The organism is Paenibacillus sp. ClWae2A, from assembly GCF_032452295.1.
Lineage (GTDB): Bacteria > Bacillota > Bacilli > Paenibacillales > Paenibacillaceae > Paenibacillus.
Genome location: NZ_JAULSQ010000003.1, coordinates 564,311 through 586,606 on the forward strand (window position 1 = coordinate 564,311; position 22,296 = coordinate 586,606).

Here is a 22,296-nt window from a genome sequence, read left to right on the forward strand (position 1 = left end):
TAACCAAATGGATATGGATGGTGATTGTCATGGATTTACTGCAACTTCGTTATTTCTGCAAAATCGCAAGGCTGGAGCACATCACACGAGCGGCAGAAGAACTGCATGTCTCTCAGCCCGCCTTGAGCAAAACGTTGAAACTGCTTGAACAGGAATTGGGAAGCGAATTATTTGATCGAACAGGAAAGTTCATCCGGCTGAACAACTATGGTCGTGTATTTCTGAAATATGCCGAGCAATCTCTTGAAGCACTCGAAAATGGAAAACGTGAACTTGCGGATATGTCATCGGGTCAGGCAGGCGATATCCGTCTTGCATTTCCCGTAGGCTCGCACGTGGTTCCCGACCTGCTATCCCGATTCAGACAACAATACCCGGATATCACATTTACGTTAATCCAGCATTTTGGTCCTTCTGATCCTCCGAGGTTTGATCTCTGTATCTCTTCACTGCCCTTGCAGATTCCCCGAGTGGAGAGCTTGCCTCTTCTGACAGAGGAACTGTTCCTGGCTGTGCCCGCTGACCACAAGCTGGCCGGGAAAACATCCATCCGACTGGAAGATGCAGCCGAGGAACACTTTGTCACGCTACGTGCAGGGAACGACCTTCGTGAACGAACCGACAGCCTGTGCCGGATTGCCGGGTTCAATCCGAAACGTATTTTCGAAAGTGATGATCCGGCAACCGTACGTGGACTCATTCGGGCCGGACTTGGTATTGCACTTGTTCCCGCCGTGTCCTGGGACGGTTCTGTGGGTGAACATGTACGATTGATTCGGATTGAACAACCTGTATGCGAGCGAACGATTGGAATTTCCTGGTTGGAAGATCATTACCTGTCCAAAGCTTGTCTGATTTTTCGCGAGTTTACGGTCGCCTATTTCCGTGAGTTGGCGCTGGCTGATGCCCCTGGTGATTCCTCGCTCTGAGAAGTCGCATCACTGCCTTGCACAATTTCTCAATGTAATACACCATCGTGAATGCAAGAATCGCAGTACAGATCAGCAAAAAAACGATACTGATGCCCAGCGGCATCTCTTTCACATAACTGCCCATCATCCAGACCGTCAGATTCAGTGCAAAATAACTGGCGAGATATGCCCGAAACGCATATTTGGCAATCCAGCGAAAAGCAAGCAGGAATCGGACATTCATACGAATCAGCCCCGTTGCACCAGCGTACAGGAGCAAGATGAGCGCCATGTTAAACAGCGCCATCGACGGTTTCAGATACGAAGACTTCAACAAATTCATATCCTCAAAACCATAAGCAAACAGTTCCCGGTTCACCCAAATAAACAACAGCACACCGATGGGCAGTAGCGCCCACTTCATTTTGTCCAACCAGACAAGGCAAGCTTCCTTATATATGGATGTACCCATTCCCAGCAATGCAAATAGACCATACATGGCAAAGATTCGATCTGTGTAGACCAGATCGGGATGCAAGAGATCTAGCAGAACATATCGGTCATAGAGCAAAATCAAAATGGCATACACGATGATGGATACCACCCATGCCACAGCTGCTTTTTTTCGATTCCGAATCATGAGCAGAGCCAGTGCAGTCACCAGCGGAATGAGCAAATGATATTGGAACATCATGACCGTATACCACAAATGCGGGGCTGCCGTTCCCAGTAGAAAGGCTTGTACAACATCGCCCGCCTGCTTATATCCGCCTGCATTCACCGTTAATATATATACGGTAGTCCAGAAGAGGTAAGGCCCGATGATCTCTTTGGCTTTATGCCATACATAGTGTCCATACTTTACGTCTCGCAGCTGTGCCACATCATACAAAATGGCAAAAATAAAGGCAGGTGCCGAGAACTTCGCCAGATTGTACAACATGCCAATCTCTATTCTGTGAGATACATCGGGAAACTGCTTTAAGAGAACCGACAGGATCAGCTGCATCATCACAGCAGTTACTGCAACCGCTTTAATAATCTCCGGCTGGGTTGCAGCCGGTGAGGTATCGTCCATTCTTTTTACCCCCATAGGTGATCTCCTTTCAGCCATGTCAACACAATGAGAAATCACGTCCCCATCTTCACTTCTGAAACTTCATTAAGCCCTAGTAGTGTGTTTCGTGTTAGCAAAAAAAATACCAAATTTTGAAAAGGTCATATCGACGCGTCGTTATGCCTCGTAGTATATGCCTTGGTTACTCAGCCTGTATAATATCCATTTGGATATGTATATATGTCGCTCTGGAAATATATATAAAAATCTGTGACCGGGATCACACCAAAGAAAATATGACTGAACTATCTTTATTAGTGAATTAAATCACATAAACTGTCGTCAACTACTTGTATAATTTCAAATATAAACCACTAAAATTTGGGGTAATGTACAGCGTCTATTCAAGGAGGCATACACACATGAACGGAAAAAAAGAGAACCTCGTTATCATAGGTAACGGAATGGCAGGAATCAGTACCGTTGAACAAATTTTGAAATTAACATCGCGATTTGATATTACTGTTTTTGGCACAGAGCCCTATCCTAACTACAACCGCATTATGTTGTCTTACGTACTGGAAGGAAGCAAAACGCTGGACGATATCGTCCTGAACGACCTACACTGGTATGAGGACTACGGCATTACGCTGCACACAGGCACAACGGTTACACGAATCGATGCCGAGACGCACGAAGTTGTGACTGAAGATGGAACTCGCGTTCCTTATGACAAAATTATCATTGCAACAGGCTCCAACTCCTTCATTCTCCCCGTTCCGGGACATGACAAAAAGGGTGTTGTCGGTTTCCGTGATATCGCCGATTGTAATATCATGCTGGAAGCTGCTAAGCAGTATAAAAGAGCGGCCGTTATCGGAGGCGGATTGCTTGGTCTTGAAGCTGCCAAAGGTTTGGTACAACTTGGCATGGAAGTTACCGTAGTGCATCTGATGGAAGATCTGATGGAGCGTCAGCTTGATCCTCAAGCTTCAGCCATGTTGAAGGCGGAACTTGAACGTCAGGGTATCCGGTTCAAGATGGGTGCGCAGACTTCCGAACTGCTGGGCGGCGAACGCGTTGAAGGGATACGTTTTGCAGATGATACGGTTCTGAATGTTGATTTTGTGGTCATGGCTGCAGGCATTAAACCCAATACGGCTGTAGCCCGCGAAAGCGGTATGGAAGTGAACCGGGGTATTGTCGTGAATGACTATATGCAGACTTCACTTGAGAATGTGTATTCGGTCGGGGAATGTACAGAGCACCGCGGGGTATGTTACGGCCTCGTTGCCCCATTGTTCGAGCAAGGCATGATTCTCGCGAAACATATCTGCGGAGTTGAGACCGCTCCATATGAAGGTTCTGTAGTATCCACGAAATTGAAAATTTCGGGTGTAGACGTCTTTTCAACCGGTGAATTCATTGACAGTCCTGAGCACACCGTAATTTCGCACAAAGACGACTGGAAACGGACTTACAAAAAAATTCTGCTCCGCGATAATAAAATAGTTGGTGCCGTTCTCTTCGGTGACATTACAGATTCTGCCGAATTGCAGAAACTGATCAAACAACAGGCCGAAATGACCGATGAACTGTATGGTTCACTCATGGGTACAGGCTGCGGCGGTCATAAGAAAACCACCTCTGTAGAAACGATGGCTGAAGACGAGATTGTCTGTGGCTGTAACGGTGTAACCAAAGGAACGATTGTTGATGTCATTACGAATCAAGGACTAACCAGCGTAGATGAGATCAAAGCCTGTACAGGTGCAACCCGCTCTTGCGGTGGATGTAAACCGGTTGTGGAACAGATCCTGCAATATGTGCTGGGAGATGGCTTCAGCAGTGGAACCAAACAGGGAATATGCGGATGTACTTCCATGGGACGGGATGAGATTGTAGCCGAGATTCGTGCAAAGGGATTACAAACAACCAAAGAGGTCATGAATGTACTGGGTTGGAGTCAACCTGAAGGTTGTTCCAAATGTCGTCCGGCGATCAACTATTACCTTGGCATGATTGCACCGGATACGCACGAAGATGAGAAAGAATCCCGTTTTGTTAACGAACGTATGAACGCGAATATTCAAAAGGATGGAACGTATACGGTTGTACCTCGGATGTACGGCGGGGTGACTACACCAGCGGACCTCAAACGCATCGCTGACGTATCAGTTAAATATGATGTGAAAGCAGTCAAAGTTACCGGTGGTCAGCGTCTCGACTTGATTGGTGTCAAAAAAGAAGATCTGACTAAAGTCTGGGCTGAACTGGATATGCCTTCAGGGTATGCATACGCCAAATCGCTGCGTACGGTCAAAACATGTGTCGGCTCCCAATTCTGCCGATTCGGTACACAGGATTCCATGGCCATGGGTGCTCGCATTGAACGTAAATTCGAACGTCTAGATCTGCCAGCCAAGTTTAAATATGCCGTCAACGGTTGTCCACGGAACTGTGCAGAGGCATGTACCAAAGATATCGGTATCGTTGGTAACGACGGAGGCTGGGAAATCTTCATCGGTGGTAACGGCGGTATTAAAGCAAGACTGGCTGATTCCTTATGCAAAGTGAAAACAGATGAAGAGTTGATTGAACTGTGCGGAGCCATCATGCAATATTACCGCGAGACAGGTAACTATCTGGAACGGACTTCCGAGTGGGTGGAACGCATGGGTCTGGCGCATATTCGTTCGGTTGTTGTGGATAACCTGGAGGAACGCAAAGCGTTGATGCAGCGGATTGAATTTGCACTTGAGCATGTGGAAGAACCTTGGCAAAAAGCGATTCGCAATGAGGAAGGCCAAAGCAAAATGTTCCATGGAATCGAAGTATCGGCTCGTCCATAAGCAAGCTTGCAGGATTAATACTGGAGAATGTTAAATAGATAAGGAGTGGTTTAAGATGACGACAAAACAATCAGGCATCTACTTCCCCGCCGGAGTAGTTGAAGAATTCCTGCCACGAATCGGAAGAGTAGTTGAGATTCGGGACCTTCAGCTTGCTGTCTTTCGTGCATCGGATGGTACCATCTTCGCTGCGGATAATCACAACCCCCACCCCAAGGGTGGGCCGCTGGCAGAAGGCATCGTGTCCGGGCATTATCTGTACGATCCGCTGTATGATTGGAAAATTGACTTGACTACTGGTGTTGTGCAAGCACCCGACAATGGGCAAGTGCAAATGTATCCGGTGAAGGTAGAGAACGGCCAAGTCTGGATTGAAATATAGCTCCATCGAAACGTTCAAAGATTGATGCAAAATAATGGGGGAAACCGTGATGTATACACCAAGTGTTGAGGGAATTATTGAAGCTGCGGTTAAAAAAAGGGATCAGATGAACTCAAACCTTTCACGCTACATGGTTGCCGCCTTAATGGCGGGTGCCTATGTAGGGCTTGGCATCGTACTGATCTTCAGCATTGGTGCCCCGCTCCTTGCGGCACAGTCACCACTGCAAACCATGTTAATGGGCATGTCCTTCGGACTCGCCCTCACGTTGGTCATCTTTGCCGGATCGGAACTATTTACAGGCAACAACATGTTTTTCACCATGAGCACGCTCGCAGGCCGGACCACAGTTAAAGATACACTGAAAAACTGGGGGCTCGTCTTCCTCGGCAACCTGCTAGGTGCGATCCTACTCAGCCTGCTTATTGTAGGCAGCGGCCTGTTCAAAACGGCTGCGCCTGAACATCTTTTATTCGTTGCTTCTGCCAAAAAGATGGCTGCTCCCGTATCGGAATTGTTCTTCCGCGGCATTCTCTGTAACTGGCTCGTCTGTCTGGCAATCTGGATGGCAGCACGCACGAAAGAGGATATCGCCAAAATTGCTCTCATCTGGTGGTGTCTGTACGCCTTTATTGCAAGTGGGTATGAGCACAGTGTTGCCAATATGACTTTGCTGTCCTTGTCCTGGCTGTTGCCAAACCACCCGGATACCATTACTCTGGCAGGCTGGTTTCATAACATGATCCCGGTGACGCTTGGTAATATCATCGGCGGTGCACTTTTTGTCGGTATGGCGTACTGGTATACTTCGCCGGTACGAAAAAAAGCAAAATAGTTGACCAACTGCACTTATCTACGTTAGGTAGCCATAACATTTGCACAGATGAAGCCACGATGAATGACGAACTCACGTTCAGTCATACATGGTGGCTTTTTATTGTTTGTCAATTAGCTGCGAACTGCTGCGTACTTTCTCCTATTCCTCTCTATGATCCGCTCGTCTTTCTATAGAGAATTAAGACTTCATTTTACCTTTGTCGCTATCCGCGTTAATCCACAGTTGACATAACTGGCGTATAGTCGATAGATACTCACACTTATATTCAACCAGCAAAGGATGATCGCTTATATGGGAATCCATACGTACTTCAGGTCACTGAATGATCTTGAACGTATTATTCGTACACCTGGCAAATTCAAATTCGAGGAACACAGCGTCTCCGCTCATTCCTGGAAAGTGGTACAGTACGCCAAAACACTCGCAGATATTGAGGAACAGCATGGGGTCACCATTGATTGGAAGAAGTTATATGAAATTACGAGCAGTCATGATTATGGCGAAATCTTCATCGGTGATATCAAAACACCAGTTAAACATTATTCACTGGAGCTGCGTTCGATGCTGCAAAAGGTGGAAGAAGGCATGGTTGAACATTTTATTAATGAAAATATTCCTGAAGAGTTCCAGCCTATTTTCCGCAGACAGTTGCGTGAGGGCAAAGACCAATCGGTTGAAGGACTGATTCTCGAAGTCGCAGACAAGATGGATCAAGTATATGAAGCCTTTGCTGAGCTCCAACGTGGCAATACGGAGAAAGAATTTATCGTTATGTACCGTTATGCCTTGGTCAAAATCAAAAATATCGACCTCCACTGTGTACAGTATTTCCTGGAACAGATTCTCCCCGACATGATCGAAGAAGGTATCCGCTCCCCGTTTGATATTCGCAAAATAACCGAAGAAGCATTGGCCCAGTAATCAGCTCAAGTCAACATGGTTCTCATCATCCATGGACAGGGCTTTTTTTCGTTCTAGCAATTGCAGTCGATACTCGCTAGGGTACATTCCGGTTTTGTTTTTGAAGATCCGGCTGAAATAGTGGGAATCACTATACCCTACCGCTCCACCAATGGTCTTGATATCCATATTCTCGTGTGTGACGAGCATACGCTTCGCTTCATTAATCCGCAGACCTGTCATATACTTCAGCGGAGTCTCGCCCGTTACTTTCTTAAAACACTTTCCCAGATAGTCCACACTAAAATGCATCTGTCCCGCCATGTCCTGGAGTGTAATCTCATGCATGTAATTCTGCTTCAAATACAACTTAAGGGCCTCTGCGATATCCTCCGGCTTCACCTGCTCATCCAGCACGGCACTGACATGGGCAAGTGAATCCACAGCGCTCCCAAGCTTCAATTCCATCGCATCCAGCAGTGTACGAAGCTGTTCTTCCGATAATGGTTTGAGCAGATAATCCTCCACCTTGTAACTGATTGCCTGTCGTGCATATTCAAATTCATGATAACCACTCAGAATGACAATCTTTACATGCGGATAGGCAAAATACAGATGTTTGGCGAGTTCCAATCCATTCATCACCGGCATCTGAATATCAGTTACAACCAGATCAGGTACGGAATGTTCAATGAGCTGTAATGCTTCCTGACCGTTCCGCGCTTCACCAATCACCTCGAACCGGGTGTCCAACTCTCTGAATTTGCGCGAGACATTCCGGCGAATCAGGGCTTCATCTTCCACAATAATCGTTCTGTATTTGATTGTCATGGTTCAGTCATGCTCCTTTCGAATGGAACCACCTATGGTAATCTGGACACCGCCGGAAGGCTTGTTCGTAATCTGCATGTGGGCTGCCGTGCCATACCATAATTTCAATCGGACCCATATATTCTTGAGTCCCATGCCATTAATTTCGAGGTCAGGCATACGCTCCCACTCCTGCGACTGTTCGATGTAATGCATGATCTTGGCAAGTGCCTCGGGTTCCATGCCAGGACCGTTGTCTTCCACGTGGATCATCCAAGTCTCCTGTACCGCATCCATCTCTCCAATAATGTTCAGTCTCCATGGAGGGGTATCACCCAGTCCATATTTCATGGCATTTTCGAGTAGTGGTTGTACCATCAGCATAGGAACCTGGATATACTTCATCTCTTCCGGAATATGAAACTCGTAGTGTAGATCATCCTCGAATCTAATCTTCATACACTCCAGATATCGCTCACAATAATCCAATTCTTGGGACAGTGGAACCCCATTCTTTCCCGGAGTAGAAATATAACGCAGCATAGACGCAATATTGGCGCAGAACGCGACAATCTGCTCATTCATGCCTTCTTCCGCCATGATGCTAATATTTGTGATGTTGTTATAGAGAAAATGCGGGTTCATCTGGGATTGCAGCGCCAGTAATCTCGCTTCTGTCTCCTGAGATTTCATCGCCAGCCTGTCCTGAAACGATTGCACAAGCTGTTGATTCAGCTGGATAAACGTATCATTTAGCTCATCCATCTCCCGAATAGAACCGGGATGCTCCAGCTTGAACAAATGTGCCGAATCTTGACCTGATACCAGATCGTTTTCACCCGTTTTCTGAATAATGCGCTGCAAACGATGTAGCGGCAAAGTAACCCGTTTGGAGATCAGATACGAGAGAATCAGGATCAGCATGAGGGTAGCTAATGTGGCGCCGACAAACATCACCGCCATCCGGTTGAGACTCGCGAAAAGGGACTGCTTGGACTGCATGACAACAACGGTCCATCCCGTCTCCTGTGATGTCATGTACGTCATCATTTGTTTGGACTGACTCAAAGGATCAGTGATCTCCTGCATCGTATCAGGCGGAAATGAAAGATTTTGAATCAAGTCCACATCATCGAAATGGCCTGCTTGAGAAGCATCGGCATCCGAAGAAAGTGGGTACAACCGTGTATTTTGTTCATCCACTACATAGATCCGAAGATCGTTGTTATTCGCCTGCAATTCATTCAGATGCTGGAACAGGGTTCCGGCATCCTGCAAAATCTCAACGACGCCCTGGCTGACATAATTGCCATCTTTGTATACACGGGTAAGCGAAATGTAAGGTTGATCTGATTTACCCTCTCCTGTTGGCATAGGCAAAGCTCCCCCCTCTAACAATTGGATCACTCGCCATCCACTCCGCTCCCAGGTTTCCTTGTACCACGGTCGCTGAGTCAGGTCCACCGACAGTTGACCGTTGAATGCACCCGCTCCCAGCATCTTGCCATTCACATCATAGATATTGGCCTGCTTGGCTGTATTGGAGCTGCTGATGATCGCGAGAATGACATCAATCAGTGTGGTTGTATCCTTATACAATGCCGGATCACTCGTCATTGTCTGCTCGCTATCCTCCGCTGGTGCCAAGTAGTGGCTGAAGTGTTCTTTGACCAGATTGGAATACACAATATTCATGGAAAAGTTGTTCATTTTCACCACTTCCTGATCCAGATTACTGACGATTGATACCCCCAGCTGTCTCTGCTGTTCTTCACTTCGATGACGAATGTCACTTGCGAGAAAAACATACAGAAGCCCCGCCACAATCAGCGAAAAGATAATAAATACCGCAGAGTAATAGGCAAAGAGACTTTGCTGAAGCGTTCCAAATCGATATCGCAATCCCCACACACCTCGTCCTATGATGATATCTGTGTCACACCATTCGAAAATGTCCACCCAACAGAACGCTTTTGTCTATTGAGCACAACCGCTGTTCACAGTAAAGTTATCCACATAAGAATACGCTTACATCAAGCGTTTCGGCAAGTGACAATTTTCTTTATATTCCGGGAGGTTCAATGATGAGAAAACGATTTCTATTTTCGCTTGCAAGTGTGCTCCTGCTCTCCACTCTGCTGCTTGCCGGGTGCAACTCAGGTAAAAGTACGGAAGGTTCGGGTAAAGTGACACTCACGTTTGGAACAAGCCAATCCGGTATTCCGCGCACAGGCATCATGCAGACGATGGCCAAGGAATATGAGCAGGAGACCGGTGTCAAAATTGACTTTCAGGTCGTACCTGACGCACAGTGGCGTGACCTGATCAAGGTGAAACTGGCCTCTGGCGAAGCACCTGACATTTTCAATGTCGATGTGGACCCACTGAGCATGCCGGCTAACGTAAGACCGGAGGAAAATGCGATTGACCTGACCAATGAGGAATTCACAGGTCGGATGTCTGAAGAGATTTTGCCAACCGTCAGTCACAATGACAAGGTGTACGGGGTTTCTTTTGCGCCAACGAAAATCTGGTATGTGTACTATAACAAACGTATCTTCCAAGAGCTCGGCATAGAGCCTCCTACATCCTATGCCGAATTCAAGGCAATCAGCCAGAAAATTAAGGATAAAGACATTATTCCGTTCTATCAAGCACCTGCCAGCGGGTGGTATCAGGTTCTGCCTTTGTTCGAAACGGGACCTAACTATGAGCAAACAACAGCAGGAACCTACGAGAAATTAAACAACAATGAGATGAAAGTCGCAGATATGACGCAACTCAAGACAGTCATTGAACAGTTGAAAGAATTTGCGGATCTCGGTTATTTCGGCAAAGACTTCTTGTCCAATACGGTAGAAGCGGGAATTGAGGCGTTTGGTCAGGAGAAAGCAGCGATGTTGCTGCGGGTTCCAGGGACGGAAAAGGAAGTCTCCGAAGCGTATCCGGCAATGAAAGACAATATGGGGTTCTTCGTCATGCCGTGGGGAGATAATCAGACGATTGGTGTGAATCCTGGCGGTTCAGCTGCGATGTTTGGTAACAAAAACAGTAAACATCCCGAAGAAGTGCTGAAATTCTTCCGTTGGATTACCGAGCATGATCATCTGCAACGTGTGTTCGATGAAGGTGAAGGCAACCTGACGATCTGCTGGCCGGAAATCGAACCAAAGCTGACACAGGACTATATTGATTATGAGAAAAATCATGAAAAAGGTACGGTCATGCAGGCCGCTGTGAAATATATTGATCCACAATGGATGGATATTGGCAAGGACTTGTCAGGCATGTTCGCCGGCGCAATGACACCGGATCAGATTCTGCAAAACATTGATAAGCGCCGTGCTGAACAAGCCAAAGTGCTGAAAGATGAGAAGTGGCAGTAACAGCGCATATTTCAGATAAATATAAATGCTGAACAACGTTACATGCAGCGGGCGTTTGCCCGCTCATGTATTTGGGCAGGAAGGAAAGGTGTTACCGGTTATGAATGCAAACAAAATCTATCCCTGGTATTTTTCATCTGGAGCGATTGTATTATATCTGCTGTTCATCGTTGCTCCCGCCCTGCTGGGCATCTATTATTCCTTCACCGACTGGAACAGTTATAGTTCGGAGAAAAACTTTATCGGTCTGGAGCATTTCCGTACCATATTGGCGGGTGATCCCACCTATCTTCTTTTTATCAAAAACACAGTCCTGTTCACCCTCGTTACGTCCATCGCCAAGACCGTTCTCGGCTTGTTCCTGGCTCTACTCCTGGTTAGCGGTGTAAAGGCCGCCAATCTGCACCGGATGATCATTTTCTCCCCGCAGGTGTTGTCATTCCTGATTGTTGGACTTGTGTTCAAAAGTCTGCTTGATCCCAACAACGGGTTCGTTAACGTAACCCTACGTTCCATGGGACTGGACGTTCTCGCACAGAACTGGCTGGGCTCCCTGACCTGGGCCATGCCATCCATCATGGCAGTGGACACGTGGAAAGGTATGGGGTACATCATGGTGCTGTTCATCGCCGGACTGCTCGCCATCCCCCGCGATTATTACGAGGCAGCGTCCATTGACGGCGCCGGGTTCGGGCAGAAGCTGTTCCGAATCACGATTCCGATGCTGATGCCTACCATTACCATCGCGACGGTGCTTAATATTACGTATGGGCTGAGAGTATTCGATGCCGTATACGTGCTAACCAACGGTGGCCCTGGCAACGCGACGGATGTGATTAACACGGCTGTCTATTCCTCTTTTGCCAAAGGGTATTGGGGACTGGGGAGTGCGCTATCTACCATTCTGTTTGTCATCATGGCGATCATCTCCTTTTTCATCATTCGTTTGATGAACCGAAAGGTGGAATACTGACATGCGATTGAGAAAAAGATTGGCTTCGATCGGGTTAAATGCACTCGCCTGGCTACTCAGCCTGGTGGTCCTGATTCCTTTTGTTGTCATTGTACTGAATTCATTCAAGTCCGACGCTGAGGCCAAAGTGCTGAAACTAACGCTGCCCGAGAAGTTTATCTTTGAAAATTACAAAATCGTCTATGAACAGGGACATTTGGGCGGTTCTTTTTTCAACAGTCTGCTGCATTCCGGGGCCTCCTCCCTGTTATTGGTGTTTGTTGTGGCCTTTTCGGCCTTCACGTTATCCCGCAACCATTCGAAGCTCAGCAAGTTTCTATACTTCTTCCTGATTCTCGGTATCACACTGCCGCTTAACTACATTCCGCTGATGGAAGTCATGAAGTCCATGGGTATGATCAATTCACATGTCGGCATGATTCTGCTCTACACGGCCATGGGGATTCCGATCTCGCTATTCATTACGTATGCATTCGTGTCTAACATCCCGAAGGAGCTGGATGAAGCCGCGATCATGGACGGATGTAATGGGATCAAACTGTTCTTTCGAATCATTGTGCCTTTGTTAACCTCGGTGCTGGTAACGGTATTTGTCCTGAACTTCCTGAGTGTCTGGAATGAGTTTACTGCCCCACTTTATATGCTGAATACAGTGGAGATGTGGCCAATGACGCTGGCTGTATATAACTTCTTCGGACAATTCAGTGCCCAGTGGAATCTGGTCAGTGCCGATATCGTGCTCACGTCATTGCCTGTGTTAATTGTGTTCCTCATTGGGCAAAAGTATATTGTAGGAGGACTAACTTCAGGGGCGGTTAAAGGGTAAGCTCCACCGACAATCCAAATACACAAACGCATCTTAATTGCTGACTCCTCAGCACAAAAAGCCCTTGTCTGCTCATCGTGTGAATAACTTCTTCGTACAGAAGAAGTATCGCACGCTGCTGCGGACAAGGGCTTACCCTGTTGGATTCGAATTAATCGTGCGCCAACCCGCCAACATCGGATGGAGCCGTTATATCTGGGCTCTGCTCCAGAGATTTGATCATTTTCAAACGGGATGTGATTATTGCGATCAGAATAACAAACAGACCCGCGATGATAAACAGAAAGGCAATACCTCTACCTGGCCCAGTTCCAATAATTTGACCAACCGACGAAGCCAGTGCTCCCCCCTCCATCAGCAACGGATTAAACACATGGTCGGCCAGAAATCCAGCCAAACTGTACGCGATAATAAACCCGAGTTGTGACAGAATACCAATGATTCCCCATACCCTGCCCTGCTTATCGTTGGCGATATTGTTTCGCACCAGCACATCTGCGCTCATATTGACAAACGGCAGCGATGACAGGAACAGAAAACCTGCGAAGATAATAAAATAAATGTTGGTGGATATCCCCAGAAGCGAGAAAGACAAGCCGCACAAAATTAGACCCATCACAAGCACACTTGCATATCTCTTTGTTATTGTAAATATGCCGATGCACAAGCTGCTAATCAGCATGCCGATGGCGCTAACAGACTGAAATGTTCCAAGTGTCTTTGCATCCGTGAATGACAGAAGCATCGGACCAATGAGGGTCTCCAGGAATCCCAGATAAAAGGTGACAAGTGAAATAATCACCACCAGCAACAGTACTCCCTTGTTGGTTACAACTTCTCTCCAGCCCTCTTGAATATCGGTGATCCAGTTTTTGCCTTCTCGATCCTCTCGCTCCACCTTCATGCTCTTCCGAATAACCAGCACAGCCAGAATGGCAACCAGGAATGTCAGAATATTAATGACCAGAATGACTTCAATGGTTGTTATACTAAGCAGAATGCCCGCAATGATGGGTGAAAACAGAAACTTCGAGGATTCAGCCAGTTGTACAAGACCGCTTCCTTTTGAGAATTGATCCTTATCCAGTAGGTCCGTAGCAGAGGCCTTATATGCCGGGCTCTGCAACGCAGAAAACACGGAACTAAAGGCCACTCCTACATAGATATGCCATAACTGGATATCACCTGTGAGCATAATAGACAGAATGAAAATCAAACCGGCTGCCGACCCCAGGTCGCCGATAATCATCATCGTCCGACGGTCGAATCGGTCTGCCAGTACACCTCCAATAGGTCGAAGCAGGATATTCGGCAGAAACGTGAATAAGGTAATCAAAGCAACACTAGTTGCCGTATTCGTTTTTTCGAAGGCATACACCCCCAGGGAGAAGGCTGTAAGTCCAATCCCAATCATGGAGATGAGCTGACCAAACCATACTACCAGAAACTTTTTAAATGATTTGTGAACGGTATGTTCCATGGATGATAATCCTTTCTCAGCTAACCTTGATTCGGAAAATAAAGACGAGTAACGTAGGCGAAGCTTCCTTTTTCTGCTCCCAGCACACGTTCCAAAATATGTGTGAATGCTTCAACTTTTTTTTGGAGTTCTTCCTCCTCCCATTGAAAGATGCCTCGATCGAGCAAAAATTGTGACGATACAAGCAGGAATTCGATGGATTCCTTTGGGTTAGGCGTATGAAATACCCCCTCCTGAATGCCCTGCTCTACCACCTCGGCCAAGATGGGACTTAATCGAATTACCGTCTCTACAAGACTCTTTTGGTGCATCTCCACATTATGAACACTGTGCAATTGCTCGATGAGATCATGCTTTCTGCCGTCAGGCTGATTCTGCGCCATCATGATGCGGAAAATTTTGTCATGGGCATTCAGTTTTGGGTCGGACACCACGTGCCTGGCTGACGCCTCCCCACTCAGAATAAAACGCATAACGATGGCGTTCATAACCTCTTCCTTGGACTGAAAATAATAATAAAATGTACCCTTGGCAATGTTGCACGCCTGAAGGATATCCATGACTGTAGCTTTGGTGTACCCCTTTGTTATGAACAGAATCTCGGCGGCATCCAAAATCTCGTTCCTGCGTTCTTCCGGTTTTTTTATCAGTCTCATATCCTGGCCTCCGATATGTTCGACCGACTGTCGGTCTATTGTAGTCATGGAGTTCTTTTTTTAGAACCCCATTTCAGTCAACCATTGCGCCAAATGGCTTTCCCTTGTTTTTAAATCCTGACGCTCTCTTGCATATTTTCCAATATTTCTGTCTGCAACCAGCTTACCGTCCATCATAAACAGCACACGTTCCGATCTGGCAGCGACTTTCACATCATGGGTCACCAGCAGAATGGTTGTACCCGTTGCATTAATATCGCCCAGAATATCCATGATCTCATACGTTGATTTGGAATTCAGCGCCCCCGTTGGTTCATCGCCGAATAAAATATCTGGATTATTGATCAGCGCACGGCAGATAGCAATCCGTTGAAGCTGTCCGCCTGAGGCTTGGGTGATGTTATGCCCAGCAAGCTCATCAATCCCCATTTTTTTCATTAATGACATTGCCCGTGTATTAATCGTTTCTCTGCTGCTATTCTTGGCCAGATACGCGGAAAGTACGATATTGTCTAACAGATTCAGATTCTTGAGCAGATGAATATTTTGAAAGATGAATCCCATCTTGGTCAAACGTAGACTTGCCAGATCCCTCTCCTCAAATGCCGATATTTTTTTGCCATTAAAATAGACACTTCCAGCACTAATCTGATCCATACCACTTATGTTGTACAGTAAGGTAGACTTGCCTGAGCCAGATGGCCCCATGATGGAAACAAATTCTCCCTTTTTTAATTGAAGGTTGATATCTTTCAGGATGTTATGTTCTTCATTCTCGCCGATCGCTACGGATTTATTCACGTCTTTAGCCTCAAGTATAGTTGTCATCGTTGATCCTCCCTATTCGACAATCATTTTGGATATGCTCGTTTCCTTGATCGATTGGATGCTAATCCATGCTGTCAGTACAATCGTGCCTGCAAGTAACAATGGACACAAAATATATGCCTGTAACGGGTTAACAACAAAAACAATATTGGAAGCACCGAACGTCGACATAATGGCACTAACCAGCAACGGACCCAACGTATTGGACAATATCGTTCCAGTAACAACCCCTAAGATTAATATGACAAGTGACATCACGATATACTTGAACTTGATTTTAGACAAGGCAAACCCAAGACTTCTTAGTACAGCAATGTCGTTGTTGTCCTTGGCTACTAACATCTGAAGGAACAGTGCTGTAATTAAAATAGATATGAAGACACCGATGACCAAGGCCAGCATCGTCACCAATTTCAATTGTTGGATGGTTCCGCCTAACGTCTGATCCAGATAACCTTGAAGATCGGTTACTTTGGCTGGCGAGAAAGCCGCCTCATATTCAGCAATTTTGGTAGCCATGTCCCCGCGATTATTCAGATCCAAACTGACCACGTACCACAACACACTATCCTTGTTGTAGGGCAATAAGGCCTTCGCCGTTTTCCCACCATTCGTAACGTCCTGGTATATTCCGCTGACCGTCATCATCTGGTCCTTGCCATTAACCAGCAAGGTAAGTTGCTCACCAGTCTTCAGGTGCAGCTCGCTACTGTTGGCATCAGATAACGCAATTTCATTCTCGGTTGTTGGCGCATTACCGCTAACATAAGACAATGGGAAAATACTGAAATCCCCAGTTTCTACACTCAGATTATCGTAACTTCCTTCCGCATTTTTAATCTTGAACTGGCTTGTCACCAATGGGGAATACGTTTTGATGTCTTTATCATTTTGGATCTGGGCAACAAGATTGTCATAACGCTGTTCCACATCGTCTGTGTGCCTCAAGTCAATGCGAATATCACTTTGTCCAACACCCATATAAGAAATAAAACTTGGCGCCTGCAAAGTGTTCAGGAAATTAACCGGCACAATCATGATAAATGAACTGACGACAAAGACGAACAACAATAATCGGAACATCTTGATTCGCTGTATCACTTCCTTCAGACCAAGAAAGACAGGTACGGACGACCAGCGATTGCGGGACAAACTGAGCCGGTTTCGAATGATCTGTGTATCTCCAAGGCTCCCGGTACGGAGAGCATCCACCGCGGAGATGGAACGAAAACGCCGCAGTACCGTTTGGCAGAACAGAACAACCATGGCAAATATTATTCCAGCGGCTAATAACGGAATCGCGAAATGCAACAGGGTTGCAGGTGCTTTTCCCATATACAACATGATGTTGGAAACAAATAGTCTGTTAACGCCAAGTGATGCAATGTAACCAAGCACGGATGCGAATCCCGCCATAAATACATACTTCATCAGATACAGTCTCTTAATATCCTTCTCTGCGATCCCAATCGCTTTCATGACACTTATCTCACGATAATCCTCTTCGATGGTCGCAAGCATCGTGAATCGGATGCAGAGCATGGCAATCAGAATCAGCACAAGACTGACCAAAATAATAACGGCTGCAATAACTCCGTCGGTCATCGCATTCAATACCTGGAACAGCCCATAGGTTACGACTGGACCCGCGTTAGGAAGTCCGGCATTTTGGTAAGCCTGGGTAAATTCACTCGTCAGTCCGGGATCCGTCAACCGGAATTCGATGAGATACTCCATCTCTCCGATGCTCTGCTTCAGTTCCTGCAAATTCCCTGCACTCACGATAAAACGTTTGGAGTGCACAACCGATGGATTCATCTGAGCATCACGGACAAAATCAACGATGGTATAAGAACGCTCAAATTGACCATTATCGATCCGAACCTGGTCGCCCACGCTCAATTTTTTTTGCTGCATGTAATATACCGGAACCGCGATCTCGCCATCGTTCACCTGAATAATCTCACTGTCCAGATTCAACAAATAGTCGAAACCCTGATTCTGTGTAACAAAGTCAATGTCCATAACGCTGTTCTTTTCGGACTCTTCTCCGAGGAACAGATTAGAGCCGTCAATGTTGACCATTTCCACAATCTGATGCTGCTGGACCATGGCATTTTCTTCAGCCCATGTGTTCACTTTGACCTGATCTAGTTCTCCGGCATGCATTTGCACAAAATGTGGTGTTTTGGATTCAGAGAATAGATATTGGATGGAACTCGTCAGTTCCATAATCATTCGTGACCCCGAAGATACCAGCAAGGCGGCCAGCAGTACAAAAATAAATAATGCAGCCGTAATCCCTTTTTTCCTCGTTATATCGTTTCTCAGCATTCGTAGCAGCATAAACGAACATAGCTCCTCTCATCTACAAGTTGTACCTATTTATCTGGCAAAAAATCATGCTCAACTCCCTTCAAAGAAGATTATTCCTAACCAATGCAATTCATTTAACTACAAGACATCTAGCCAGATTATATAATCCTATTTTTATTTGTCAATTAAAACATAATTTTCTATTTCCGTTGTTGTACTCTTATAGAAAAGCCCACCAATAAACTATTCAAGATTTCACTTTAAAAGAAATATAAAAGAATTTGACATCCGATCATTTTGTAACTATTATAGTTACAACGGTGGTGATCATCCCATGAGACAAATCAGCAGTCGCTTTTCCATTGCGGTTCACACCCTGTCCCTGATCGCTGTTATGCCCAATGAATGCACCGGAGATGTGATCGCGCAGAGTGTGAATACAAATCCCGTGATAATTCGGCGGATCATGTCCAAGCTGAAACAGGCTGGTCTGATCGACGTCAGACCCGGTGTGGGCGGTGCCTCCTTGTTGAAAGATCCGGCAGATATCACCCTTCTTGATGTATATCGAGCGCTTGAGGTCGTGGAGGATGGGGAATTGTTTAACTTTCACAAACATCCGAATCCAAAATGTCCGGTCGGCAATATGATTGAACACACCTTGCGTGCCGAACTCATTGGGGCTCAGACAGCCATGGAACAGCGCTTGAATCGTGTAACCATACAGCAGATGATGGATCAGATTCATGTCTCTGAATAAAAAAAAGCTCATTGCGAGCTTTTTTTAACCCTTTCGTTGTAATCACACCTGTTATAACATTTTTGATTACATCCATATGCAAGCAATAATCGTATACGACTTATCTGGCTTGAGTTAAACAAGTTGTATCAACCACAATACCTATCCTAGGAGGAAAAAAAGATGAAAATTTTGGTTACTGGCGCAACAGGTCAATTAGGTTCACTGGTTGTAGAGGCATTGTTAAAAAACGATTCTGCCAAAGATTTGGCAGTAAGTGTACGTAATCCGGGGAAAGCGGAAGCACTCCGCGCTCAAGTCGTTGACGTGCGTCAAGGTGATTTCGATCAACCGGAGACGTTGGAGAAAGCTTTTGCCGGTGTAGACCGCCTGTTGCTCATCTCGACTGATGGTGACAATGAAACACGTATTCGCCAACATCAGGCTGCCATTAACGCTGCCAAGAGCGCAGGTGTCGGTTTCATCGCTTATACAAGCGTTGTGAATGCAGAGAAAAATACCCTTTCCCTGGCGGAAGTTCACCGCGCTACAGAAAAAGCTATTCGTGAATCCGGCATTCCGTATTCCTTCCTGCGCAACAACTGGTACCTGGAAAATGAAGCAGGCAGTATGCAAGCCGCTACCCAAGGTGCACCTTGGGTTCATGCCACCAATGACAGCCAAGTAGGCTGGGCTACCCGCAGTGACTATGCTCATGCTGCAGCAGCTGTACTCGCAGGTGAAGGACATGAGAATACCGTGTATGAATTGTCTGGCAAACTGCGCACTCAAGCTGAACTGGCTGCCATCGTTGGTGAAGTGCTTGGACAGGAAATCAACGTGCAGAACGTGGACGATGTCGCTTACGCTGACATCATGAAAGGTGCAGGTCTCCCGGACTTTGTCGTATCGATGCTTGTTGATATGCAAAGTGCCATCCGTGAAGGCGCATTGGCTGTAGAGAGTGATACTTTAGAGAAATTGCTTGGCCGTTCGGCTCAGCCACTTAGCGAAGGTATTAAAGCAATTGTAGGCAAGTAAGTTTTGGATATAAGAAAGGGACACACCAACAAGTGTTGGATGCGTCCCTTTTTTTGTGTAGCTAACGATCAATACAACGGTATACCAGTTGCAATCAACGGATAACTGTACGCTCACCCCGTTGATTGCAACTGCAATCCGAGGTAGGTATTTGTGCTTTCCACAACAGTTCATCACTCACTGCTCACTGCTCAAGAATATAACGTGCGGGAATGTGATCGGCCAGCCAGATATTTTCGTTTCCATGATAAAAGAGGATTCCATCTGTGGCCGCTTGAGCAGCATTGATTTTCAAAATGACAGGCTGATCATCTCGTCTTCGGCCCACCTGATTGGCCGTATCGATATCTGCGGACAGATGTACATATTGCCTTTGCCGCGGCTGTAAGCCATGTTCCATAATAGAATGCACTGCGCGTGCCGGGGTCCCATGGTACAGGGTTTCCGGTGGCTCAGCAGATATCTTCGATATCTTATGGGGTGTCGAATGTCCATACAATGCCCGGATGCGGCCTGAACGGATTTCATGTCTCTTTTTCTCCGAGGTTTGAATCATCTGCTCCAGATCAGCTTGCGTGACTTCCTTCCACTGCGGACTTTCATGTAAAGCCACCAGCAATTGCGAGATTTCCACCCAACCCTCTTCGTCCAGTTCCAGTTCATACTCCCATGGTGCATGTCGCAGAGCGTATGAGAGTTCCTTGCTTAATTTCATCAGATCCAATGCAATCATCCCCCACATCTAATAAAACCGTCTATTTTTGCGATTGAACCGCTGTTAAAATCTCCTGAATGTTACGTTCCAATCCTTCATCGTCTTCCTGATTGAATTGGCGGTGTCCATCAATCCCACGTTGGATAATCGTATTCATCACCGGATGAACCTCACGATCGGAAGCCACTCGAATCAGATCATCGGCAAAATCAACCGCCTGCTGTTCACTATAATTAAATGGTTTAATCAACATCCGAATGCTCAAGGCATGGGCCTGCGGCTCCGCTACCTGATCCCGATGAGTGATGCCATACACCGCGCCAAAACCAAAAGCAGCCATGACCTGACGCTCCAGTTCTGTCGTCTGCTCCAATGGCGTGCCAATCAGCTCACACATTTTGTCCACCATCTGCTCCAGCTCGTTTGCTGCCGCAGCCAGAATTACGTCATTAATATCGTCAGCGTTGATAAATTCAGTCATATTGGTTTTCTCCATTTCTGCACCGTATTTGATTCATTCTCTCAGACTCTATGAGAACATTGTATCGGAGTTGGGGTGTTCGTTTCAAACTCATCTACGAATAAAGGCGAAGTGAATGCTCCCGAAGCAGTTTTCTTACAGAAAGCTTTTAGGTCTGCTTCTTCAGTGCATGAAGATCTTTATGTATGCGTGGGGCAACTTGGTAAATGTTCATATGCGTCACTGTTAATACCAACGTGATTCATCGTTTGGCGCAGCTCCGATACAAATTCCATAAAATACACTTCAGGACTACGGCTTCCGGCATAATACTGCAAGTCATAATCGTAATTCAACCTCGAAAATACATCATGCAGATCGTCAACCAGTATCTTTTTCATATCCTCTCTCGTAATAGCTGGGTCCATGCTGCACTCGTTGGCCAGGGTCTGCATTGTCTCCTTGAGCGCCTGCTGATCGTATAACGGGTTAGACAACAGATGCTGCAAATCATACAAGTCTTTAAACCTGGGCCTCACTATCGTTTGATGCAGCTTCCATGCAATTTGGATGGAGAGTGGTACAGTGTAAGGAACGACAAAAGCTTCACCAACCATGGGTTGGTAGGATAGAGTAACAGGCTTCTCATCCAAGTCGAGGTTAAAAGATATATCAAGATGCAGTTCATCCTCATACTCATTTTCATTCCTTGGTTCACTATCAATATAAAAGGCAAGCTCCGTGTTCACCGTAGGAAAATCATCCGCCATCGCGTAGTCTATTCTTCTCCAGAAGGCATTCTCCCGAAAGCTTCGGAATATGATACCGTCATTCAGGTCCATCTCCGTTACCCGGATCATCCAGTCTGTAAATACTTCATTGGCCTGATCCTCAGTCTCAATTCGACCTGTATACAGAAAGTCGATGTCATCCACATAACGAATATTGGGATTCTCCAAATACTGTCTTGTTAATAAGCTTCCTTTTAATACAAATGGACTATTTACTAGAGATGCGCGTTTTAATAGAGCTTCTAACACAACAATGAATCTCTCATCCTCATTTAGGAGGTGCATTTTTATGTTTTTTTCTGACACTCGTTCTCCTCCTCCATTCATCGTACTCA

The 22,296-nt window shown here is 46.1% G+C and carries 20 protein-coding genes; 10 read left to right on the top strand and 10 right to left on the bottom strand.

Features of this window, described 5'->3' with window-relative positions:
• The first annotated feature begins 29 nt into the window (after positions 1 to 29).
• Positions 30 to 929 carry a LysR family transcriptional regulator gene (locus QVE09_RS13795; RefSeq protein ID WP_315937203.1) on the top strand — a complete coding sequence of 300 codons (900 nt, stop codon included), beginning with the start codon at positions 30 to 32 and terminating at the stop codon, positions 927 to 929.
• On the opposite strand, the gene QVE09_RS13800 is transcribed toward QVE09_RS13795, so the two are convergent.
• Complete coding sequence (locus tag QVE09_RS13800; protein ID WP_315937204.1) at positions 868 to 2,004, bottom strand: acyltransferase family protein; 1,137 nt, start codon at positions 2,002 to 2,004, stop codon at positions 868 to 870. The genes QVE09_RS13795 and QVE09_RS13800 overlap by 62 nt on opposite strands.
• Positions 2,005 to 2,390: 386 nt before the next feature.
• On the opposite strand from QVE09_RS13800, the gene nirB reads away from it, so the two are divergent.
• The 4 genes from nirB (at position 2,391) to QVE09_RS13820 (ending at position 6,961) form a co-directional block, all read left to right on the top strand.
• A complete protein-coding gene (nirB, locus tag QVE09_RS13805; RefSeq protein ID WP_315937205.1) occupies positions 2,391 to 4,820 on the top strand; it encodes a nitrite reductase large subunit NirB in 2,430 nt (809 codons plus the stop codon).
• Positions 4,821 to 4,875: 55 nt separating this feature from the next.
• Positions 4,876 to 5,202 (top strand): nitrite reductase small subunit NirD, encoded by a 327-nt coding sequence (gene nirD, locus QVE09_RS13810; protein WP_315937206.1) that lies wholly within the window; start codon positions 4,876 to 4,878, stop codon positions 5,200 to 5,202.
• 49 nt (positions 5,203 to 5,251) lie between these two features.
• Entirely contained in the window at positions 5,252 to 6,037 is a 786-nt protein-coding gene (locus tag QVE09_RS13815; RefSeq protein WP_315937207.1) for a formate/nitrite transporter family protein, read from the top strand.
• 294 nt (positions 6,038 to 6,331) lie between these two features.
• Entirely contained in the window at positions 6,332 to 6,961 is a 630-nt protein-coding gene (locus tag QVE09_RS13820; protein WP_133385582.1) for a YfbR-like 5'-deoxynucleotidase, read from the top strand.
• On the opposite strand, the gene QVE09_RS13825 is transcribed toward QVE09_RS13820, so the two are convergent.
• Complete coding sequence (locus QVE09_RS13825; protein ID WP_315937208.1) at positions 6,962 to 7,771, bottom strand: response regulator transcription factor; 810 nt, start codon at positions 7,769 to 7,771, stop codon at positions 6,962 to 6,964.
• A gap of 3 nt (positions 7,772 to 7,774) precedes the next feature.
• Positions 7,775 to 9,652: a cache domain-containing sensor histidine kinase gene (locus tag QVE09_RS13830; RefSeq protein WP_315937209.1), complete on the bottom strand. Its 1,878-nt coding sequence runs from the start codon at positions 9,650 to 9,652 to the stop codon at positions 7,775 to 7,777.
• A 182-nt stretch (positions 9,653 to 9,834) separates the two neighbouring features.
• Here QVE09_RS13830 and QVE09_RS13835 point away from each other — a divergent pair, with 182 nt between their 5' ends.
• The 3 genes from QVE09_RS13835 (at position 9,835) to QVE09_RS13845 (ending at position 12,935) form a co-directional block, all read left to right on the top strand.
• Positions 9,835 to 11,136 carry an ABC transporter substrate-binding protein gene (locus QVE09_RS13835; protein WP_315937210.1) on the top strand — a complete coding sequence of 434 codons (1,302 nt, stop codon included), beginning with the start codon at positions 9,835 to 9,837 and terminating at the stop codon, positions 11,134 to 11,136.
• A gap of 100 nt (positions 11,137 to 11,236) precedes the next feature.
• Positions 11,237 to 12,109, top strand: a complete 873-nt coding sequence (locus QVE09_RS13840; protein ID WP_017687164.1) for a carbohydrate ABC transporter permease — start codon at positions 11,237 to 11,239, stop codon at positions 12,107 to 12,109.
• Position 12,110: 1 nt separating this feature from the next.
• Complete coding sequence (locus QVE09_RS13845) at positions 12,111 to 12,935, top strand: carbohydrate ABC transporter permease (RefSeq protein WP_315937211.1); 825 nt, start codon at positions 12,111 to 12,113, stop codon at positions 12,933 to 12,935.
• 151 nt (positions 12,936 to 13,086) lie between these two features.
• On the opposite strand, the gene QVE09_RS13850 is transcribed toward QVE09_RS13845, so the two are convergent.
• Genes QVE09_RS13850 through QVE09_RS13865 form a run of 4 tightly spaced genes read right to left on the bottom strand, consistent with a single transcriptional unit; the run spans position 13,087 to position 18,245 of the window.
• Positions 13,087 to 14,415 carry an MFS transporter gene (locus QVE09_RS13850; RefSeq protein WP_315937212.1) on the bottom strand — a complete coding sequence of 443 codons (1,329 nt, stop codon included), beginning with the start codon at positions 14,413 to 14,415 and terminating at the stop codon, positions 13,087 to 13,089.
• 20 nt (positions 14,416 to 14,435) lie between these two features.
• Complete coding sequence (locus QVE09_RS13855; protein WP_315937213.1) at positions 14,436 to 15,071, bottom strand: TetR/AcrR family transcriptional regulator; 636 nt, start codon at positions 15,069 to 15,071, stop codon at positions 14,436 to 14,438.
• Between the two features lie 60 nt (positions 15,072 to 15,131).
• On the bottom strand, positions 15,132 to 15,899 hold the full coding sequence (locus QVE09_RS13860) for an ABC transporter ATP-binding protein (protein WP_047843824.1): 768 nt from the start codon (positions 15,897 to 15,899) through the stop codon (positions 15,132 to 15,134).
• A gap of 12 nt (positions 15,900 to 15,911) precedes the next feature.
• Positions 15,912 to 18,245, bottom strand: coding sequence for an ABC transporter permease (locus QVE09_RS13865; protein ID WP_315937214.1), 2,334 nt, complete (start codon positions 18,243 to 18,245; stop codon positions 15,912 to 15,914).
• 304 nt (positions 18,246 to 18,549) lie between these two features.
• Here QVE09_RS13865 and QVE09_RS13870 point away from each other — a divergent pair, with 304 nt between their 5' ends.
• Together QVE09_RS13870 and QVE09_RS13875 are read left to right on the top strand one after the other, a co-directional pair.
• Entirely contained in the window at positions 18,550 to 18,975 is a 426-nt protein-coding gene (locus QVE09_RS13870) for an Rrf2 family transcriptional regulator (RefSeq protein WP_315937215.1), read from the top strand.
• 162 nt (positions 18,976 to 19,137) lie between these two features.
• A complete protein-coding gene (locus QVE09_RS13875; RefSeq protein ID WP_315937216.1) occupies positions 19,138 to 19,995 on the top strand; it encodes an SDR family oxidoreductase in 858 nt (285 codons plus the stop codon).
• A 184-nt stretch (positions 19,996 to 20,179) separates the two neighbouring features.
• Here the strand turns inward: QVE09_RS13875 and QVE09_RS13880 are convergent, their stop codons facing one another.
• The 3 genes from QVE09_RS13880 to QVE09_RS13890 form a co-directional block, all read right to left on the bottom strand.
• Positions 20,180 to 20,719, bottom strand: coding sequence for an RNA 2'-phosphotransferase (locus QVE09_RS13880; RefSeq protein WP_315937217.1), 540 nt, complete (start codon positions 20,717 to 20,719; stop codon positions 20,180 to 20,182).
• Positions 20,720 to 20,750: 31 nt separating this feature from the next.
• The gene (gene imm48, locus QVE09_RS13885) at positions 20,751 to 21,191 is read right to left on the bottom strand and encodes an Imm48 family immunity protein (protein WP_315937218.1); all 441 of its coding nucleotides are present in this window, start codon (positions 21,189 to 21,191) and stop codon (positions 20,751 to 20,753) included.
• A gap of 179 nt (positions 21,192 to 21,370) precedes the next feature.
• On the bottom strand, positions 21,371 to 22,267 hold the full coding sequence (locus tag QVE09_RS13890) for a nucleotidyl transferase AbiEii/AbiGii toxin family protein (protein WP_315937219.1): 897 nt from the start codon (positions 22,265 to 22,267) through the stop codon (positions 21,371 to 21,373).
• Positions 22,268 to 22,296: the final 29 nt, after the last annotated feature.

Excerpts from the sequence above, each read along its gene's own strand:
- QVE09_RS13795 (WP_315937203.1), top strand. The coding sequence starts at position 30 with ATGGATTTACTGCAACTTCGTTATTTCTGCAAAATCGCAAGGCTGGAG.
- QVE09_RS13800 (WP_315937204.1), bottom strand. The coding sequence starts at position 2,004 with ATGGGGGTAAAAAGAATGGACGATACCTCACCGGCTGCAACCCAGCCG.
- nirB (WP_315937205.1), top strand. The coding sequence starts at position 2,391 with ATGAACGGAAAAAAAGAGAACCTCGTTATCATAGGTAACGGAATGGCA.
- nirD (WP_315937206.1), top strand. The coding sequence starts at position 4,876 with ATGACGACAAAACAATCAGGCATCTACTTCCCCGCCGGAGTAGTTGAA.
- QVE09_RS13815 (WP_315937207.1), top strand. The coding sequence starts at position 5,252 with ATGTATACACCAAGTGTTGAGGGAATTATTGAAGCTGCGGTTAAAAAA.
- QVE09_RS13820 (WP_133385582.1), top strand. The coding sequence starts at position 6,332 with ATGGGAATCCATACGTACTTCAGGTCACTGAATGATCTTGAACGTATT.
- QVE09_RS13825 (WP_315937208.1), bottom strand. The coding sequence starts at position 7,771 with ATGACAATCAAATACAGAACGATTATTGTGGAAGATGAAGCCCTGATT.
- QVE09_RS13835 (WP_315937210.1), top strand. The coding sequence starts at position 9,835 with ATGAGAAAACGATTTCTATTTTCGCTTGCAAGTGTGCTCCTGCTCTCC.
- QVE09_RS13840 (WP_017687164.1), top strand. The coding sequence starts at position 11,237 with ATGAATGCAAACAAAATCTATCCCTGGTATTTTTCATCTGGAGCGATT.
- QVE09_RS13845 (WP_315937211.1), top strand. The coding sequence starts at position 12,111 with ATGCGATTGAGAAAAAGATTGGCTTCGATCGGGTTAAATGCACTCGCC.
- QVE09_RS13850 (WP_315937212.1), bottom strand. The coding sequence starts at position 14,415 with ATGGAACATACCGTTCACAAATCATTTAAAAAGTTTCTGGTAGTATGG.
- QVE09_RS13855 (WP_315937213.1), bottom strand. The coding sequence starts at position 15,071 with ATGAGACTGATAAAAAAACCGGAAGAACGCAGGAACGAGATTTTGGAT.
- QVE09_RS13860 (WP_047843824.1), bottom strand. The coding sequence starts at position 15,899 with ATGACAACTATACTTGAGGCTAAAGACGTGAATAAATCCGTAGCGATC.
- QVE09_RS13865 (WP_315937214.1), bottom strand. The coding sequence starts at position 18,245 with ATGCTGCTACGAATGCTGAGAAACGATATAACGAGGAAAAAAGGGATT.
- QVE09_RS13870 (WP_315937215.1), top strand. The coding sequence starts at position 18,550 with ATGAGACAAATCAGCAGTCGCTTTTCCATTGCGGTTCACACCCTGTCC.
- QVE09_RS13875 (WP_315937216.1), top strand. The coding sequence starts at position 19,138 with ATGAAAATTTTGGTTACTGGCGCAACAGGTCAATTAGGTTCACTGGTT.
- imm48 (WP_315937218.1), bottom strand. The coding sequence starts at position 21,191 with ATGACTGAATTTATCAACGCTGACGATATTAATGACGTAATTCTGGCT.